This window comes from Aliamphritea spongicola (genome assembly GCF_017051665.1).
Classification (GTDB): domain Bacteria; phylum Pseudomonadota; class Gammaproteobacteria; order Pseudomonadales; family Balneatricaceae; genus Amphritea; species Amphritea spongicola.
This window is the reverse complement of record NZ_JAFIDL010000005.1, coordinates 20206-38252: the sequence shown is the minus strand read 5'-3', so window position 1 is coordinate 38252 and position 18047 is coordinate 20206. Positions and strand designations below refer to the sequence as shown.

Annotated in this window: 17 protein-coding genes; 2 read left to right on the top strand and 15 right to left on the bottom strand. The window is 41.1% G+C overall.

Annotated features, from left to right (window positions below; genetic code table 11):
- Positions 1–171 precede the first annotated feature (171 nt).
- On the bottom strand, positions 172–576 hold the full coding sequence (fliS, locus tag JYB63_RS15145; RefSeq protein ID WP_205658738.1) for a flagellar export chaperone FliS: 405 nt from the start codon (positions 574–576) through the stop codon (positions 172–174).
- A 208-nt stretch (positions 577–784) separates the two neighbouring features.
- Between fliS and pseB the strand changes: the two genes are divergently transcribed.
- Both pseB and pseC read left to right on the top strand, forming a co-directional pair.
- Positions 785–1792 (top strand): UDP-N-acetylglucosamine 4,6-dehydratase (inverting), encoded by a 1008-nt coding sequence (gene pseB, locus JYB63_RS15140; RefSeq protein ID WP_205658737.1) that lies wholly within the window; start codon positions 785–787, stop codon positions 1790–1792.
- The gene (gene pseC / locus JYB63_RS15135) at positions 1789–2943 is read left to right on the top strand and encodes a UDP-4-amino-4,6-dideoxy-N-acetyl-beta-L-altrosamine transaminase (RefSeq protein ID WP_205658736.1); all 1155 of its coding nucleotides are present in this window, start codon (positions 1789–1791) and stop codon (positions 2941–2943) included. The genes pseB and pseC overlap by 4 nt, the downstream gene beginning before the upstream one ends.
- A gap of 2 nt (positions 2944–2945) precedes the next feature.
- On the opposite strand, the gene pseI is transcribed toward pseC, so the two are convergent.
- From pseI to JYB63_RS15065, 14 genes are all read right to left on the bottom strand, one after another.
- Positions 2946–3995 carry a pseudaminic acid synthase gene (gene pseI / locus JYB63_RS15130; RefSeq protein ID WP_205658735.1) on the bottom strand — a complete coding sequence of 350 codons (1050 nt, stop codon included), beginning with the start codon at positions 3993–3995 and terminating at the stop codon, positions 2946–2948.
- On the bottom strand, positions 3988–4869 hold the full coding sequence (locus JYB63_RS15125; protein WP_205658734.1) for a class I SAM-dependent methyltransferase: 882 nt from the start codon (positions 4867–4869) through the stop codon (positions 3988–3990). The genes pseI and JYB63_RS15125 overlap by 8 nt, the downstream gene beginning before the upstream one ends.
- Complete coding sequence (locus JYB63_RS15120; protein ID WP_205658733.1) at positions 4859–5560, bottom strand: WbqC family protein; 702 nt, start codon at positions 5558–5560, stop codon at positions 4859–4861. The genes JYB63_RS15125 and JYB63_RS15120 overlap by 11 nt, the downstream gene beginning before the upstream one ends.
- Positions 5553–6068 carry a GNAT family N-acetyltransferase gene (locus JYB63_RS15115; RefSeq protein WP_205658732.1) on the bottom strand — a complete coding sequence of 172 codons (516 nt, stop codon included), beginning with the start codon at positions 6066–6068 and terminating at the stop codon, positions 5553–5555. Before JYB63_RS15115 ends, JYB63_RS15120 begins: the two co-directional genes overlap by 8 nt.
- Positions 6065–7042, bottom strand: coding sequence for a hypothetical protein (locus JYB63_RS15110; protein WP_205658731.1), 978 nt, complete (start codon positions 7040–7042; stop codon positions 6065–6067). Before JYB63_RS15110 ends, JYB63_RS15115 begins: the two co-directional genes overlap by 4 nt.
- Positions 7042–8343, bottom strand: a complete 1302-nt coding sequence (locus JYB63_RS15105; protein ID WP_205658730.1) for an aminotransferase class III-fold pyridoxal phosphate-dependent enzyme — start codon at positions 8341–8343, stop codon at positions 7042–7044. The genes JYB63_RS15110 and JYB63_RS15105 overlap by 1 nt, the downstream gene beginning before the upstream one ends.
- Positions 8336–9082 (bottom strand): cytidylyltransferase domain-containing protein, encoded by a 747-nt coding sequence (locus tag JYB63_RS15100; RefSeq protein WP_205658729.1) that lies wholly within the window; start codon positions 9080–9082, stop codon positions 8336–8338. The genes JYB63_RS15105 and JYB63_RS15100 overlap by 8 nt, the downstream gene beginning before the upstream one ends.
- On the bottom strand, positions 9076–9921 hold the full coding sequence (locus tag JYB63_RS15095; RefSeq protein ID WP_205658728.1) for an aldo/keto reductase: 846 nt from the start codon (positions 9919–9921) through the stop codon (positions 9076–9078). The genes JYB63_RS15100 and JYB63_RS15095 overlap by 7 nt, the downstream gene beginning before the upstream one ends.
- Complete coding sequence (locus tag JYB63_RS15090; RefSeq protein ID WP_205658727.1) at positions 9914–10591, bottom strand: class I SAM-dependent methyltransferase; 678 nt, start codon at positions 10589–10591, stop codon at positions 9914–9916. The genes JYB63_RS15095 and JYB63_RS15090 overlap by 8 nt, the downstream gene beginning before the upstream one ends.
- Complete coding sequence (locus JYB63_RS15085; RefSeq protein ID WP_205658726.1) at positions 10575–11408, bottom strand: phytanoyl-CoA dioxygenase family protein; 834 nt, start codon at positions 11406–11408, stop codon at positions 10575–10577. Before JYB63_RS15085 ends, JYB63_RS15090 begins: the two co-directional genes overlap by 17 nt.
- Positions 11409–11442: 34 nt before the next feature.
- Positions 11443–13476: a motility associated factor glycosyltransferase family protein gene (locus tag JYB63_RS15080; RefSeq protein ID WP_205658725.1), complete on the bottom strand. Its 2034-nt coding sequence runs from the start codon at positions 13474–13476 to the stop codon at positions 11443–11445.
- Positions 13477–13489: 13 nt separating this feature from the next.
- The gene (gene fliD / locus JYB63_RS15075; RefSeq protein ID WP_205658724.1) at positions 13490–15511 is read right to left on the bottom strand and encodes a flagellar filament capping protein FliD; all 2022 of its coding nucleotides are present in this window, start codon (positions 15509–15511) and stop codon (positions 13490–13492) included.
- A 103-nt stretch (positions 15512–15614) separates the two neighbouring features.
- Positions 15615–15995, bottom strand: a complete 381-nt coding sequence (locus JYB63_RS15070; protein WP_205658723.1) for a flagellar protein FlaG — start codon at positions 15993–15995, stop codon at positions 15615–15617.
- Between the two features lie 72 nt (positions 15996–16067).
- Positions 16068–17843, bottom strand: coding sequence for a flagellin N-terminal helical domain-containing protein (locus JYB63_RS15065; RefSeq protein ID WP_205658722.1), 1776 nt, complete (start codon positions 17841–17843; stop codon positions 16068–16070).
- Positions 17844–18047: the final 204 nt, after the last annotated feature.

The window sequence follows — 18047 nt, the reverse complement described above, 5'->3', positions numbered from 1 at the left end:
AGTATCTTTGTGTTATTTTTTTGACGCTTCGAGAATTATTATCCATAAACCAAAAAACGGGCACTGTATAGCGCCCGTCTCATAGTTAAATCAGAAGTATTTAAAGTCTTTCACCTAGCTACCAACTGCTGTCAGTAGCCGACATACTCACACGCTCTATACCAATAGTAATTACTTACCACCCATCTGAAGCTCAACAGGCATCTCAGACCATCCTTGTTTCACCACTAAGATTAAATCCATGACTTCCTGAACTTTTTCGCTATCGCTGTTCCGGTTAGCCTGCATTATTGTACGAAGCATGTAATCATAAAGCTCATCAAGATTAGCTGCGACCTCACCGCCTTTATCCAGGTCCAGGCTCCCTCGCAAATTGACAACTATCTCAGAGGCTTTATTGAGATGGACAGTTCTTTCTTCAATACTATTTCGCTCGATAGCCCCTTTGGATTTCGCTAAAGCAGCTAACGCTCCATCAAAAAGCATTGCAATCAACTTATGTGGACTGGCTGTAGCGACTGTCGCATGCAGACTAACGTTTTGATACTGCTTAAGAGCCTTTAAGTTTACAGACATGTACACACCTTAATCTAAAAATATTAGGACTGAATCATTGTACTTCAATATCGGCATCAGTGGTGCTTCCTTTAACTATCAGTGCTCTGATAAGCTACCTATATTGAGATCCTTCCCGCTGCTGCATGCTACACCACACACTATAAGTGATTTTAAATTAGTAAATATAGCCAGCATATTAATTATGAGCTTTATTGGATGAAGAACTATGTTTGATAATAAAACAATTTTAATCACTGGTGGCACCGGGTCATTCGGCCAAAAATACACAGAGACTTTGCTTAGTCAGTACTCACCTAAAAAGATCATTATCTATTCCCGTGATGAACTAAAGCAGTTTGAAATGCAGCAGAAGTTTGACAACCCCTGCATGCGTTACTTCATAGGCGATGTCCGGGATCAAGAACGATTGAAACAAGCCATGCAAAATGTTGATTTCGTCATTCATGCTGCTGCACTAAAGCAAGTTCCTGCTGCAGAATACAATCCCATGGAATGTATTAAAACTAATATTCACGGGGCCGAAAACGTTATAAAAGCAGCATTAACAAATGACGTTGATAAGGTCATTGCATTATCCACTGACAAAGCAGCAAACCCGATCAACCTCTACGGTGCTACAAAGTTAGCATCCGACAAGCTGTTTGTTGCAGCAAATAACATGGCTGGCGGCCACCCAACTCGCTTTAGTGTTGTCAGATACGGAAATGTCGTCGGTTCACGCGGTTCCGTTGTACCTTTTTTCAATAAGCTGATCAGTGAAGGACACACCTCCCTTCCAATAACAGATACTCAGATGACACGGTTCTGGATTACGCTTCAGGAGGGTGTGAACTTTGTACTCAAGAACTTCTCCAGAATGAATGGAGGGGAAATCTTTGTACCTAAAATTCCTTCAGTTAGAATTGTTGATCTTGCAAAAGCTATGGCCCCTGATCTTGAACATAAAATTATTGGCATTCGCCCCGGCGAAAAAATTCATGAGATTATGTGTCCTGCTGACGATTCTCACTTAACGCTGGAATTTCCCGATCACTTTGTTATCAGACCCTCAATCACTTTCACCAGCAGAACAAACAACTTTGAAACAAACAACATCAATGAATCTGGAAAAGCTGTAGAACAGGGCTTTGAATATAATTCAGGAAACAACAATTTTTTCCTAAGCATTGATGAAATCAAAAAATTAAATCAAGAAGTATCGAGCAACCAATGATTCCTTATGGACGCCAAGACATCATTCAAGATGATATAGATACTGTTATTGAAACCCTGCAATCTGACTTTATTACACAAGGGCCGCAGGTAGCTCTGTTTGAGAAAAAAATAGCTGAATATTGTCAGGCAAAATATGCCATCGCCTGCAACAGCGCAACATCCGCCCTTCACCTAGCCTGCTTAGCACTCGGTATAACGGAAGGAGATCAGGTATGGACTTCACCGATTACATTTGTTGCCACAGCCAATGCTGTAAAAATGTGTGGTGCTCAGGTCGACTTTGTAGATATAGATCCCGAAACATCTAATCTGAGCGTTTCTGTACTCAAATCCCGTCTGTCTCAGGCCGAAAAGCAAAACGCTCTTCCTAAAGCAATTATCGTTGTACATATGGCCGGCCTCTCCTGTGACATGGCAGAAATATCATCACTTACTCAAAAATACGATATTAAGATAATCGAAGATGCTGCACATGCTATTGGTGGAAGCTATCAGGATGCCAAAATAGGAGCTTGCCAATACAGCGATATAACAGTTTTTAGTTTTCATCCGGTAAAAATAATCACCACTGCTGAAGGAGGTCTTGCTACAACTAACAACCCTGTTTTAGCAGCCACCATGGAGCAGCTAAGATCTCATGGGGTTACCAGAGATGAAGAAAAGTTACAAAATACAGCCGATGGCCCATGGTATTATGAACAGCATTTTCTCGGATTTAACTATCGGATAACTGACATTCAGGCAGCTCTTGGAATCAGCCAATTGAAAAGGCTTGATGATTATGTAAAAGCCAGAAACGCCCTGGCTAAACGCTATAACGATGCTTTATCAGTTTTACCAGTTCGGCTTCCTGAGATTTACAAAGACAGGCTATCTGCATTTCACCTGTATATAATAAAGCTCAATACACCGGATCGTTCTGAACATCTCAGGCTCTTTAAAGCTCTGCGAAAAGAAGGCATTGGTGTGAATCTTCACTATATACCTGTTTACAGACAACCTTTTTATCAGGAACAAGGGTTCAAACGTGACGACTTTCCCAATTCAGAAGCATATTATCAGTCTGCCATCACTTTACCCTTATTTCCAACGATGACATTTGAAGAACAAGATAAAGTGATTGAGACATTAGTTAATCTTTTAAAATAATCCTATTTTCTGAAAAGATGCCAGGCTGTAGCGGTTCCCCGAGTAATATCATGAGCAGCTATCCTTCCAATTAACTGATCACGATACTTAGGGGCCAATCCATTAGCAGGTCTGATGATACAAAGATCATCAATTGTAATTTTCTGCCCCTCACTAACCGATTTTTTAAAATATACTGAACGGCGATAAAGCTTACTTTTCTGTTCAGCCTTACTTCCACCATAACTAACATCACCTAGAGCTTGATGCGCTTGCTTCACATCACTGACCATTCTGGCAAACTCAGCCGGTTCCAAAGAAAAACCCGCATCAACTCCGCCATCAGAACGCTGCAGGGTAAGGTGCTTCTCAATTACAACACTGCCCATCACCGTAGCCGCAACAGCCACAGCAGACCCCATTGTATGGTCAGATAAGCCGACAAGTGTCTTACTCCACTCCCTAAGATGTGGAATCGTTTTGATATTTGAATTTGAAGGATCAGCAGGATACGTACTGGTACATTTAAGTAGCACAACCTGCGCATCAGACTCAGACCTTATGGCTAGCAAAGACTCTTCAATTTCACCAAGTGTCGCCATTCCAGTCGACATAATAATGGGTTTACCGGTACGGGCAATTTTTTTAAGCAGAGGGATATCTGTCAATTCAAACGAAGCCACTTTATAAATGGGACAGTTTAATGATTCTAAAAAATCAACAGCGCTCTCATCAAAAGGAGAGCTAAAAGGCACCATTCCCTTTTGTTTAATATAATCAAAAAGCTCTTGATGCCATTCCCAGGGAGTATGGGCCTCATGATAAAGACTATACAATGTATAGCCTGCCCACGGGTTATCCAAGTCAGCCACATGAAAATCATTTTGCTGACAATCCAGAGTCATAGTGTCTGCTGTATATGTCTGCAACTTAACAGCATCGGCCCCGGCATCTGCAGCCGCATCTATGATTGCTTTAGCGCGCTTTATATCGCCATTATGATTACCGGAAAGCTCTGCAACCAAAAATGGCGCTTGTCCCGCAGCTATAATTTTATCACCAAGTTTAATCATACTTTTTCTCAGCAACCATAAGTATTTGACGTCCAAGATTAATCTCGGCAAGCGCCCTATAAAACTGATGCAATACTTTAGTCCTGCCTGTTGACCTTAAATTATGTTCAAACAACATTCTCTGCTCGTGAATCTGTCTCCCCAGAGCCGGATTCCCCACATAGTTATTTCCCATAAGCAGATTCATTTCTAACGGAAAAGAAGCCATTTTATCAAGAACAGTAAAGCCTTCCCCCTGCAACAGGGCCTGTAAACTGTCTGAACTAAAATAATTAAGATGCGCAGGCGGTGCTACCCACCATTCTTCAAGATTATTAACTTCCTTCCCGGCAACCTGAAACTCATTAAACTCATTAGGCACATCGATAATGAACAGACCACCCGGGTTAAGCAGGTTCTTATGTATTTCGGCTACAACTGCAACTGGGTCTGCAAGATGTTCAAGTACATTCTGCATCAGTAAAACATCAAACTTCCGCTGAAATGGATTTAAATCCTGAAGATTAGAAACTTCCACGTTTAGCCCAAGAGAGCGCCCATACTCTATAGCTTCCGGTGTAGTATCTATTCCATAACACTCCATCCCTTCTTCTTTAAAGTAAGAAAGTGTTTCGCACCAACCACAGCCAAAGTCCATAACAGAAACATCAAGCCGGCCAAAATGCTCTCCTATCAAGTTAACCAGATCCGCTCGCCAACCCTGATAAAACGCTTTATCTTTCTTCTGAATATCCAGACTTGAATCATTTACTTGTGCAGGTGATTCGGACGCATAAAATTCATTAGAATAATACTCTGCAATCTCAGCATCACTGGGCGTAGGTGATATTTGTAAAAAACCGTAATGAGGATTTCTTTCCAACTTATAACCCATTAAAACCCCTCCGGATATAATGTTTTGTTTCTTCAAGACCGATATTAGCAATGACATCAACAATAGAAAGATGAGAGTGCCATTGATCACTTCTATATTGCCTGTACTTCAAAGGCTCATACTCTTGATAGACAATATCAATACCTTCTTCCTGCAATATACCGTCTCGCTCAAGGTACTCACGAGCGCCTTCAGGACTAAAATAACTTAGCCCTCCAAAAGCTCTGATGAGATCTAACAACCGTTGACTACGTTCTGAAGAGGTATCAATTTCAGAGCTATTATGGAAAGTACAATCAAGCTCAAGCAGCCGAGCAATTTTTATAGTTAACTCAATGTTAACTTGTGCTAATGAACTTATGCTTATACTTTCTATTCCTTCCATAATAAGCTCAAGATCATTAAAAAAAGGGGCTTTTCCATACACAGACTTCAACTGTTGTAAATGTTTTTTTGGCCACTGTCCTTCCGGACGGATCATCACTTCATTAATATTAACTACCCCCTGTCGCGTGACCGGCAAGCTAATCCACTGAACATCCCCGAAACAATTGATCCTGTTTCTTGACTGCCAACTGGACTTTGAAAACTGCACATCGTCCAGAAAGACAAAAAAATTCACTTGGCTCATCAGATGAAAATAGCCAGCCCAGGGCAAATAAGTTGGCTGCATAATGGCGACATCAAACATCCTCTGAAACCACCCATTCATCGAACAACAATCCCCAGATATTTTGATCAACAAATACGCCATCCTGGTATATTGCCTGCCGCTCACAACCTTCTAATACAAAACCAGCCTTCTCATACATTTTCTGGGCTGCAATGTTATCAATACGGGTAAATAACTTTACCCGGTGAAGCTTAAGCTCTTTAAATGCAACCTTTAACAACAAGCCCAATGCACGAAAGCCCATACCCCTACCACGAAGTGAGGCTTCACCTATATAGATCTCCAGCAAAGCGCTCTTATGTCTTGGAGTTAAACGTAAAATAGCGTTTCCAATATGCTGACCATTAACTTCAATTGCTTTAATAAGAAAGTCACACTGAGCATCCAGCCACTTACGGTGCATACTTACATCGATTTGATACGTCAAACCAAAAGTATTTTTCATCTCTGGGTCATTCAACCAGGCAACTGTTCTTTCATCATCAGAAACCAGATATGATCTTAAACAAACTTCACCATTCTTCATATTGCTCTTCCTTCAAGACAGGAAAGAATTTTCTGTTTAATCCTCACAGCACCATCAGCATCCAAATCTAATCTGCCAGTTACAGGTTCTGAGACCAAAAACTTACGAAGTTTGTGCTCTATTGTTCTCTTATTAAAACCATATCCCAGGTATTTAATCAGTCCTTCTCTTTCAAGCTCTTCCAAAATATTGATCTGATTCTTGTGTGTTGCGACCAGTGCAACTTGACATCCTGCTGCGATTCTTTGCCAAGTCGCTAACCCAGGAGCTCCTATAGCAATTTCAGCCGCCACTAAACCCTCAGCCAGTGAACTTGGTTCAAAGCTTAAGAAAGCATTGTGTTTGGCTTTGATAAGTTCCTCAATAGCCCTAACATTCCGGTTTCTAGATGTAATAACAACTTCCCACTGCCAACCCAGAAACATATCTAATAATAATTCCAGGTACTTCTCAGTTAAGTTCAATGGGTCAGTAGATCCTAAAAACAAATGGCCTCTGTTCTTTACCTTCTTCCCGGATGTAAAAAGATTACGTTCCAACATTAAATAAGAAGAGCCAATTAAACAGTGACATGACTCACTGACCAGTCCTTTATAATCAGCTTCCTGCCTAACCGGACTTGCATCAATTAAAATATCTGCCTGTATCTCTCTACTCGCCAAATCATCAAAAACAACAATTAACGCGTCGGTTAATCGACGTTTCATATTCAGCTCATAATCATCGAGAATCACCAACTGCACATCGGCTTCATACAGGCATCTTTCTAATCTTTTTTCTAACGTACCATTACAGGATTCTATACAAATCAACTCAACACAGGTTTCAGCCAAGCGTTTTTCAATACGGGGCGTTAACGATGTATAAAACCACACAATCTGAGCACCGGAAAATTCAGATATGAGCTGAAGACAACGAACAGCATGCCCTTCTCCTATCCTAAAAGAAGCATTGGCATAAACAGCAATACGCATTAATCTTTTTTCCGCACACTAAACAGAGGGGTCAGAGAGTCAACATGTAAAAAAGAGCCTGGACCACCCTTTGATTTTGCGCGTGCAAAAACCTCAATTACTTCGGCATATATAGCAAGAACCCTTTCTATCACACCTTCATCATGACTCAACGTTAAGTTATGGGACCCTAAAGTGATCAAACCTCTCTTTAACGTCTCTTGCATGTAGAGTGTTTTCCACAAATATAACTCTTCAGGCTCATCAACATGTATATTGAAAAAACTCCAGACCGGATTACCAGACACTGAAAGAAAATCTGAACATGAAAACTGAGATATCAGAGCTTCAAGGCCTTCTTTCAACTGAGTACCATAGGTCGTAATCTTCTGAATTCCGGATTGTTTTTCCAACTTTTCAATGGTTGCCAATGCCGCTGCAATAGACAGTAACTCCCCTCCATAAGTGAAAGAGAAAAAAACCTCATCCAACAACTGCATAATTTCTTTCTTACCTGTTACAACTGACAACGGCATACCATTAGCAATTCCCTTACCAAAAGTTGCTAAGTCTGGTGTAACACCAAAAATTTTTTGCGCGCCTCCCAGATCAAATCTAAAGCCTGTAACAGTCTCATCAAATACCAACACAGCCCCATATTCCTGACAAAGCGCTTTCACTCCAGGCAGGAAATCAGCTTCAGGATAAGTAATATTCATTGGCTCAAGAATAACAGCAGCAATTTTATCCTTACGCTTCTTAAACAAAGCCTCAAGGCTATCAATATTATTAAACTGAAATTTGTGAGTTAAAGACTGTGTTGCTTCAGGCACTCCAAGCTTTTTGTCAGTGGAACCGATATACCAATCGTGCCAACCGTGATAACCACAAACAGCCACTTCATCTCGGCCGGTATAAGCTCGGGACAAGCGAATTGCTGCTGTTGTTGCATCAGAGCCATTCTTTCCAAAGCGACTCATTTCAGCACAAGGTATCAACTGCGCAATTTTTTCCGCCAACAGGGCTTCTAACTCGTTGGAAAGTGAAAAAATTACACCTTTTTCAACTTGCTTAATAATCGCAGTGTCCACATCCGGGTCACAATAACCCAGAGTGACTGCTGCCAATCCGTTGACCATATCGATAAACTGATTACCATCAACATCAAAAAGGTAGGGCCCCTTTCCTTTCTCAGCAAAAAAAGGACTACCACCTTTTGGATAGTGTTTATAGCTTTTGCTAAATGTCTGACTGCCCAACGGTATTGTTTTCAAAGCTCGTTCCAGCAGACGCTCAGAGCAGGAAAAAGATAAATCAGTCACTCTCTAACCCTTCATTTCGCTTATACATACTATTAATCGCTAACAGCTCAGGGGAATATTGCAAAGTATCAAGGATATCAGCCAATTTGATATCCAGATAAGCATTGGAAACACATTCACAAATTTTCTGGATCAATTGATAATCTTCCGGTGTGTCCAATGTAATCCGATACTTAGATAAATCTCTTTCGTAAGTATGGCTATAAATTTCAAAAAGCTCCGGATGTGTATATATAAAATGCGTTACATGTTCACGATCCTTTCGGAGTACTGCTAATTTATTCACTCGCTGCAACGTCTCACCCGAAAAGACTTCACAATCCAGACCATCAGGTAAGCTTGGCTCAAGAGCATTACTCGCATACTCTGCACCACTCAGTAAGTAGTGATCGATAAGATCATCCACGAAGCTCGGATCAATAAAAGGACAATCCCCCGTAACCCTCACATAATGCCGGGCAGGATACTCTCTGGCAGCTCCTGCAAACCGAGCCAATACATCATTCAAACTTCCCCTAAAAACAGGGAAGCCTGCTTCACGAACAGTTTCAGCTAATAAGTCATCTGATTGCTCATGACTGGTCACCAGCATAACTTTATCAACGTTCTGAGAACGCTGCAGACGTGTAAGCACACCTTCTATAACAGTTGCTTCTCCCAGCGGCATAAGAACTTTACCGGGTAACCGAGAAGAACTCATCCTCGCCTGCACTAAAGCAATAACATTAAGATCTACCATTTGCTGGGATTCACCCTGTCTATATCTTTTACCGCACAGGACTGCATAGAAACATTCTGTACTGGAGCCGCTATGAACGCTTCCAGCTGAGCATAATTTTCAAAGCCTAATACCCAGTGATCAATACAATCCTGTGCTGCCGCGAATGACTTACATGCTGACAAAGTAGACATTTCATTTTTACGCAGAAAAGCTTGCCAGTTATCAAATAAGTCCGTTAATTTTTGAAGCCTGTGCGGAAGCAAACTTGTAAGCAAAACACCTTGTAAAAAAAGACTCCTAGATTGCAATGTAACCCCAGCCTTTTTAAGTCTTTGTGCTTCACCACTTTCTAAAAAAGACTGATTTAATGGATTAAGAGGTATCTGTACAACATCAGGAATCCAGTGATCGAGCAAAGCCTTCGTTTGTTCTACCTCATAAACGCTAACACCGGCCGCCGTAATTAACTGTTCAGACTTTAGTTCTTCTAATTGCCGGCTTACAGACTGAAGCGCTCCTGAAATTTTCAAACTTTCAGCATCATGTATCAGAACACTATCAACACATGAACAGCCCATATTTACTAAAGAATTTTCAACTTGCTGCCTGATAGTAAGGTCACTCTGGCAACTGACTTTGGTGGTAATCCTGGCAGACAGAACATCTAAAGATAAAACTTTTTCAGCATCACCATAACCTGCAGCGGTATCAACCCCTACGGCACCAGAACGCAAAGCCAGATTAATCATACGCCACGCTTCATCAGCTGAAGTCTGTCCTCTATCATTCGTCACACCATAGGGCATCCCAAACTGAGCCGTTCCCAACAACCAGTCACTAAACTTATTACTAACCAAAAGGTGATTCCGGATAGGCATGAGTCTGATTCTTATGAAGTACTGTCAAGCCTACACAATGATCAGGATTCATCGGTACGTTTGGATTTCTGGGCAAATTTGCTGTTTCAAGATGAATTAACCTATAAGCAGGATTCCAAAGAAACATTTTTGAATAATCCTGTTTATAACTATTCAGCCCTTCTAAATGGTGATAAGGATTTTTATAAGCAAATGGTGGCATAAAATCGACTATTAACAACAAACCTGTATCCCGAAGAATCCGGTCACACTCATAAGCAATTTTAAATAACTCATTACGATCACACAGATACAGGCAAAAACCTAGCACCAAGACGTCCAACGAGTCACTTTCCAGCCCAGTACTAGCAGCAGTACCACGCATCAAGGTAATACTTTTATAGCGTTGATTGCCAACATCTATTGCTTTTTGAGAGGGCTCGACACCCACACAGTCACAACTAAAAATACTTTGAAGCTCAGCCAGGCGCCATCCGTCTGAACATCCTACTTCACCAACTTTTTTCCCATCAAGAAATGCTGTTCTGAGATATTTAAGTACTAAATCCTGATCTCGATTCTGTTTTACTTCTTTAGAAAAATTTCTTTCGAACCAGGCATCAGCCTCTTTCTCTAAAAAAACTTGGGTCTGATCATTTTGGAAGCTCATAACCTTCATACCATTCAGCATTGTCACAACGACGGGTTATACGTGTAAACTCATCCAATGGAGGATTCGAATCCAGGCCAAGTAAACACTTCCTCTCTTCATTTAATGATGAATAAATTTTTTCAGGTATATTACGACTAAAGTCAAAGGAGGGCTTAATAAACCAGCGCCCATATCCTAAAATCACAGCCCAACGACTTGAATCATCATACTTTTTAGAAGAGCCGTGCCATAAAGCTCCGTCAAATAATAAGACACTGCCTCTTTTACCTGTCACAGTCACTTCATCTGTATATACTTTACCATCCTCAGCATATCGATCGAATCGATGACTGCCAGGTAAAATTCGGGTAGCACCATTAACCTCTGTAAAATCTTCTAGCATAAACAGTGCAACTAAAATTAAAGGATATCCTCCTTTACCGGGCAAATTACTATCTAGGTGTAATTGCTGCGGTTCGGCATATGGAGCTGGATTACGTGCGGAAATATTCAGTAAATTAACTGATTCATTATTTTGATATGATCCAGTTTGTAATATTTCTTTAATAACAGGAAACACATCACAATGATCAAAAAGATTAAAATAACGCATATCTTTGTTATGCATGTTATAAACAACCTTTTCATTACACTTGTTATTAAGGCCGTGAACAGTGGCCCCTGATGACTGGTAATGATCAGCATATTGCTTATAATCACGTTCCAACAGCTTTACATAAATATCACATTCTTCCTCAGTCAGCACATCAGGAATCAAAGCATATCCATCCTTAATTATAGACTGAACATACTCATCTTTACGTTGATCTTTCATAACACGCTCCGCCAATAAAATTCATATAATATAATCAGAGCGTGACTGTAGAGTATGTATCCAGATCAAAAAAACGTTCTTCTATGTCACGTATTTGAGAATTAAAATATTTATCAGCCACATACTTCACACGGGGGAATACATCTGCTACTTGTTGTGGCTCATAATAAGCAAGAACTGAAGCCATTGCTGATGTCAAATACTGAACCCCTCCAAACATTAACATTCTGCTAAACTGATCTGGCTTGGAATCAACAAATGTTTTATAAAGATTTTCAATTAACTGGAATGCTTCCGCCTCATTCTCGACCTTCCGATCTAAACAATTAATTAACAACTGATTAATTTTACAAACATTCTGAACAAGTCTGGATTTTAGCAACTCTTTATCTAAATACTGGAGCCCGTCGTGATAAAAACATTTTTCAACAGTGGCGCTTATCAGCTTCCCCTGATCAACAGGACAGGAAGTGATAGTTAGTACAGAAGGATCTCCATACTCTGTTCCATTAATTCTTGCACCATCACCTAAATTAATAACATCAAGATTATATGCCTTAATTATTCTTTCCATTTCTAAGCGTGAAACGTTAAAAATATCATTTGTCCAAATTTCGCCACCTTTGGCAGACGCTACTCTAAACGACCCCAGCTGCTCGAACACATGATCGGCCTCATTATCCTGATCTTGAGTCCCTTCATAATAATCACTACTTTTTGAATGATGCGTCTGTAAATCTGGCATACCGAAATCTACTCCGGCTAAATATATCTTCTTAAAGCCAAGCAGAGTACAAAGTGAAACACCGAAATTTGTCACTGTAGGATTACAACCATCAGCCATTGCCAATGTATTATTCTCAAGTTTTTGTAGCGAACTAACCAGATAAATCAACCCCAAATCATTTGGTTTAAGACACTGAAAAGCCTTACCTTTATCAAATAATTCAAAGCAATCAGGATGCACAGTATTCAAGCCAAAAAAATACACACCCTTTCTTATCTCTTCGTCAGTGCTACTTTTTAGCCAGTCATATGTAGCCTGAGGTCTCTCCTGTTCGATATGTATATGAGGCTTAATTCCTAATCTTTTCAACGTTCCAAAACTGGATCCACAAGATATGATTATTGCACGTTCACGATTAGCCTTAATAAAATTAATACTTTCATCAAGAGAAGGTCCATTACCAATTATGATGACTGGAACATCAACCGTATCTTTTCGTTGCAGTAATGAAACACGGGAAACAGGGTAACCTCTATGAGTGTTTTCTATCGTATGTGAAAGCCCAACCCTTTCATCATCATAAAAGCCATAACCATAGGTGACTTTCTTCATTTGACGCTGAAAGTTATTTATAAACTGTTTCATAGCATTATTTTCATAGTGGTAATAAATATAATACTTAGAAAGATTAAAAAATCCGATTTCTATAAATAATTTTTTAAAGCGATCAAAAGCTTCACTTTCTTTTTCTTCAACAACAACTTCAAGTGCACCACTTACTTTCTTAGCAATACAGCTCCAACTAACAAAATAAAGAGAAGCATATAGTGCATCAAAATTATTTTCATAAATAATAAGATTCTTTATCTCTTTTTTATTAAGCAATTTTTCAAGATGTAAACCCGTGCCCATCCCACACATAATAACGAGTTGAATAGTTTTATCATCAGCAGGAAATACTTTGCTTTTTATATCAGGATATAAACCTATTATTCCTTGCATCATCTCATCGTGAACATAATCTCCTCCAATATTTTTACGAGGATCATGAAAAGATGTTCTACAAACATGAGATTTTTTTAAAAAATGATCCACCTGTTTTTCGGCATAGACTTCAGGTGACTCAGGATATACAAAATTGCCACTCGCATTTCGAAGATTTATATCTCCGTTTTGATCAAACGCAAGAGTAATAGATTTTGGTTTATAATTTAAAAAAGCCTTATACAGCGATGGATTTTGCTTACTAAAAAACCTCATATTTTCAGTATACTGAAAATCTGCAGCTTTATTTTTTTCTAACTGATAGGCTTTTTTCTGCAGACTATCCAACTGGTCCATAACATCCTAACCTTTAATTGTTGGAAGCAGTAAATGGTAATCGATCAACCAAACCATCTAATGAACTCGAAGTTGTTCGGAAACTAGCCAGGATATTTTCCATAGCCGTATACTCACTGGTTAATCGCTCACGCAAGAGAGCCATTTTCCGATCAAGCTCAGCCTGATCACTTTTAATATCTTCAAGCTGATTATTAATACTGTCTTCACGATTTTGAATAACCCCGGTGCTAGAAAGAAAGCCATCAATTAGTAAAGACATTTCGCCGGCAAATCCACGGGAGAATGTAAAACTGACATTTCCAGTAACCCCCTCCTGTACCTGTAGGTTTAACCCGTAAGGATTAGTGTCAACCTTAGGTAACAGCACACCGCCTGCGCCGAACGCCTCATCACCGGCAATGGTGCCTGCTACATCAGTACCTTTCGTTACGGCTGAACTTGTTGATAATCCAGTAGCAGCAGTAAAGTTACCTTCAGCAGTTATGAACTTAACTTCTGTATCTGCACCATACTGACGGGACTGAAGCTTAAGCTCACCGCCATCAATCACAACGTCAATAGCCTGACCAGCCTCTTTCAAGGTGCTGTCATTGTTAATCAGCGATTGAAGCCCCGCCCGTAATTCTTCCTGAGAGTTATAGGTACCAGTCAGGATTAACTCCCCTGACTCAGTACCATTCACGTTAACAGTAAATTTATTATTGGCACTGAGATCCGGCGGAAATGTTGTGGTCATTCCACTGCCTTGCACAAATCCCTTACTTGGCGCTGTTGCTATATTTGCCTGATAAGTACCCGCTACAGCTCTTGAACCAAAACTACCCACCTCAACAGATACCGCGCTGTTAGACGTACTTGTTGTCGTTGAAAAAACAGCCGCAACCTGAGCAAAATTGTCGTTAATCGCCCGATCAAAGTCTTCGGTATTTATCTCAAGCGTTCCGTCTAACTTAGTACGTATGCCAACGTTACTGAGCGAGTTAAAACCATCAACTCCAGGGACTGAAGCAGAAATCATACTACGCATACGGGAGAGTAAATTTTTTGCTGTCCCGTCATTTGCTAACTCACCCCGTTTAGTTTCGTTTGTTTCACTGTCTGTAGTAGTACTGGTTAACCCTTTTAGCGTTGTATATAGAGTGTTGTAGCCTTCAATAAAGCTATTGATGGCTGTTTTGGCTGTGTCTTTATCCTCGGTAATAGAAAACGTCAGTTTATCTCCGGGACTAGCTTTATTCAGTGTCAGTGACAGACCCTGAATGACGTCGTCTATATCATTACTTGGTCGCTTAACATTCAGACCATTTATATTAATTGAAGCGTCTTTAGCCTGCTGTGTTTCGGTAACATTACTATGATTGCTCTCATTAAAATTCAGAAAATCCAGACTCGCATCACTGCCTGAGATCCGTAACGCATTTTCTTCACCGGAAGGAGCTGAAATCAGCAACTGATAGGAACCATCAACCAACAATACAGAGGCTTCCACATCGGAACTGTCCGCATTAATTTTATCGGCAATCTCCTGAATGGAATCAGTAGCGGTTACTTCAATCTCAATAGCCTTTAACGCTTCGTTTTCCGCAAAACTGGAGGGATTACCTGAGGCATAGGTCCACTCACCCTGTGCAATAGTAAGCGTACCACTGACACCTGCAGCCGCATCCTTATCAGCAAAAGTCTGATTACCAACTAAAGACTGCCCCTGAGCAACTTCCAACACCTCTAACTGGTAAGTCCCCAACTGAGCATTAGCATCCAAACTGTTTGCCGTTACGATATCTGTCGTCGGCAACGATACCGAACGGGCGTTGAAAGTGTCCGGGTTTGAAAGTGGCGTCATCAGATTCTGAAATTCTGACAAACTGCTTTTCAGCGTACCATACGCAGAAATCTGGGCATCTAAAGTGGTTTTTTTACTATCCAGACGGGACTGTTGAGGTGCTTTCTGAGCATCGACCAGGCTATTTACCAAGCTGGTTGTATCGATTCCTGAACCGGCTCCCAGCGTGTTAACAATATTTGTAGCCATAGTAAATCCCTCTGATTCAGACGCATAGCTTAGTTGTGACGGAATGGCCTGATATTCTACAGCAAAACAACACTAACAGAGCCATTCTATAGATTGATTAATATCAGGCCTTATCGTTAAAGATCAGCCCCATGGCTGCCTCAAGGTGTTTAGCTAGTTCAACGGCTTCTTCAGAAGGATACTGCCTGATCACTTCCTGGGTTTCACTGTCCAGTACTTTGATAATGGTATCGTTACTTTCTTCATCAACAGAAAACGCCAGGTTCCGCTGCTTAGTGTTCATGAATTCGTTAAGACGGTCTGCTAGCGCAGACGCTTCTTCGTTGGTTAGTTTTTGCTGTGGCGCTTCCTGCGCGACAGCTTCAGCAGGCTGCTGAACAACTGAATCAGTTACCGGTTGCTGTGTTTGGGTTTGTTGTGTTTGCTGCAGTGGCTGTCCAGCTGCACTTGCAGCATTACCAGCATTAATTGATTCCACTGACATAATCTCACCTCCAAAAACAAAAACCCCCCGATGGCACGAGGGGTTTTATCGGTTAACGTAGAGCGTTACCTATTACTGTAGTAAAGACAGTACCTGCTGTGGCGCAGCGTTCGCCTGTGCCAGCATTGCAGAACCTGCCTGCTGCAGTACCTGCGCACGACTCAGGTTTGCAGATTCAGCTGCGAAGTCTGCATCTTCGATACGTGACCGCGCAGCGGATACGTTTTCAGATACGTTTGACAGGTTATTAACTGTGAAATCCAGTCGGTTATTTACCGCACCCAGATCACCACGTGTTGAGTTAATCTGCTCCAGAGCCTTATCAATTACACCAATAGCCTTCTGAGCACCATCAACAGTCGAAATATCAAGAGATGCAACGCTACCAGCTCCTTCAAGTGCATTACGTTCCTGAAGCGCAGTCAGAGCCAGAACGTTCGCAGTGTTTGCTGTTTCTGCATATTCAATTGAAATTTCTTCCTGAGCTGAAGATCGCAGGGCGATACCTGTTGATGTAGTATATGCAACTACACCTGTCTGATCAGAAGCTTCGTTAATAGCTTTAACTGTATTCGCCTGAGTTTCCGCAATACCTGTACCACCAGTAATTGCACCAATTTCAACACCGTTAATTTCGATATCGCCAGCATTGATTGTTGTGCCGCTCAAGTCAGCAGTACCGGTCAAAGAACCAGACAACAGGTTACCGTTATCATCGTGTAAATCCACACCCAATGCTAATGCCGCTGCAGCCGCACCTGAGTTAGAAGCCTCAATTTTCACACCGCGCTGATCTGTACTGGTATCTTCAAACACCAGGGAGAAGTTAGCTGTTTCACCTGCAGTTACAACACCAGCTGCATCATCGCCCTGAGTAGTATCACCGTTCACTGCGATAGAATTAATATCATCACCAACAATCTGCAGTTTGCCTTCATCATTAATAGATGCTTGCAAATCACCACCTGCTGCGTTGATCTTATCAACAACTTCATTAAGGCTGCTTGTATCTGTAATTTCCAGAGTTTGTGAAGTGTTGCCGAAGTTATCAGTTACAGTAATAGTTAGCTTATCTGTACCTCCAAGAAGTACCCCGTCACCAACACCAGAAGCAGTCCATTCAACAGTGGTCGATGCCTTCGCACCAAAGCCATCAAGATCAGCATTCATTATGCTAAGCGCCTCATCAACTGAGGCTGCACCAGAAAGAGAACTGATTGTCTGATCATTGATAGAAAACACAGCATTAGCGTTACCTGCACCAGTACCAGAGCCAATTAACTGCAAATCTGCCAGACCGTTTGCTACAGCTTCACCGGTAATGTCACCTGAAGAACCACCCAGAGCTTTAGCGTTAGTTGCTCCGATTTCAAGCGCAATTGTTTCATTAGCGTCTGCACCTACCTGCAAGCTTACTTCGCCCAGGCTGCCATCCAGAATCTGAAGTCCGTTGAACTTGGTGGTCTCAGAAATACGGTCAATTTCAGAGATCAACTGCTGAACTTCTGCGTTCAGAGTTGAACGGTTGCCGGAATCGTACGTGCCGTTCGCAGACTGGATTGACAGTTCACGCATCCGCTGCAGAATGTTAGTCGTTTCATCCAGCGCACCTTCAGCCGTCTGAATCATTGACACACCGTCGTTAGCGTTACGAACCGCCTGGTTCAGACCGTTGATCTGAGACGTCATACGGTTAGAGATCGCCAGACCCGCAGCATCATCTGCTGCTGAGTTGATACGCTTACCACTGGATAAACGCTCACGCGCCTCGTTTTGCTCCATTTGCGCACTATTCAGGTTACGCTGAGCATTCAGTGACTGAATATTGGAATTAATTACTAATGCCATGAGACCTTCTCCTCATATCAACCAAGTCTGACTGGTTGTTTATTTGTCCAGTTTGAATCCCATTCATCCGTGTAAATTTATGAATACGATTCCAGTATGCTTTAAGTTATCGACCACCGGTCGCATTACTTGAAATTTTTTTTAACTTATTTTTTCAGTGGCTTTTTTTACACGTTAAATATGCTGTTAAAGCCTTAATATTAC

Bases quoted from the DNA above. Each gene is read 5' to 3' on its own strand.
- JYB63_RS15065 (WP_205658722.1), bottom strand. From the start codon at position 17,843: ATGGCATTAGTAATTAATTCCAATATTCAGTCACTGAATGCTCAGCGT.
- JYB63_RS15125 (WP_205658734.1), bottom strand. From the start codon at position 4,869: ATGGGTTATAAGTTGGAAAGAAATCCTCATTACGGTTTTTTACAAATA.
- JYB63_RS15085 (WP_205658726.1), bottom strand. From the start codon at position 11,408: ATGAAAGATCAACGTAAAGATGAGTATGTTCAGTCTATAATTAAGGAT.
- JYB63_RS15070 (WP_205658723.1), bottom strand. From the start codon at position 15,995: ATGTCAGTGGAATCAATTAATGCTGGTAATGCTGCAAGTGCAGCTGGA.
- JYB63_RS15110 (WP_205658731.1), bottom strand. From the start codon at position 7,042: ATGCGTATTGCTGTTTATGCCAATGCTTCTTTTAGGATAGGAGAAGGG.
- fliD (WP_205658724.1), bottom strand. From the start codon at position 15,511: ATGGCTACAAATATTGTTAACACGCTGGGAGCCGGTTCAGGAATCGAT.
- pseC (WP_205658736.1), top strand. From the start codon at position 1,789: ATGATTCCTTATGGACGCCAAGACATCATTCAAGATGATATAGATACT.
- JYB63_RS15115 (WP_205658732.1), bottom strand. From the start codon at position 6,068: ATGAAGAATGGTGAAGTTTGTTTAAGATCATATCTGGTTTCTGATGAT.
- JYB63_RS15100 (WP_205658729.1), bottom strand. From the start codon at position 9,082: ATGGTAGATCTTAATGTTATTGCTTTAGTGCAGGCGAGGATGAGTTCT.
- JYB63_RS15080 (WP_205658725.1), bottom strand. From the start codon at position 13,476: ATGGACCAGTTGGATAGTCTGCAGAAAAAAGCCTATCAGTTAGAAAAA.
- pseI (WP_205658735.1), bottom strand. From the start codon at position 3,995: ATGATTAAACTTGGTGATAAAATTATAGCTGCGGGACAAGCGCCATTT.
- JYB63_RS15120 (WP_205658733.1), bottom strand. From the start codon at position 5,560: ATGTTTGATGTCGCCATTATGCAGCCAACTTATTTGCCCTGGGCTGGC.
- fliS (WP_205658738.1), bottom strand. From the start codon at position 576: ATGTCTGTAAACTTAAAGGCTCTTAAGCAGTATCAAAACGTTAGTCTG.
- pseB (WP_205658737.1), top strand. From the start codon at position 785: ATGTTTGATAATAAAACAATTTTAATCACTGGTGGCACCGGGTCATTC.
- JYB63_RS15090 (WP_205658727.1), bottom strand. From the start codon at position 10,591: ATGAGCTTCCAAAATGATCAGACCCAAGTTTTTTTAGAGAAAGAGGCT.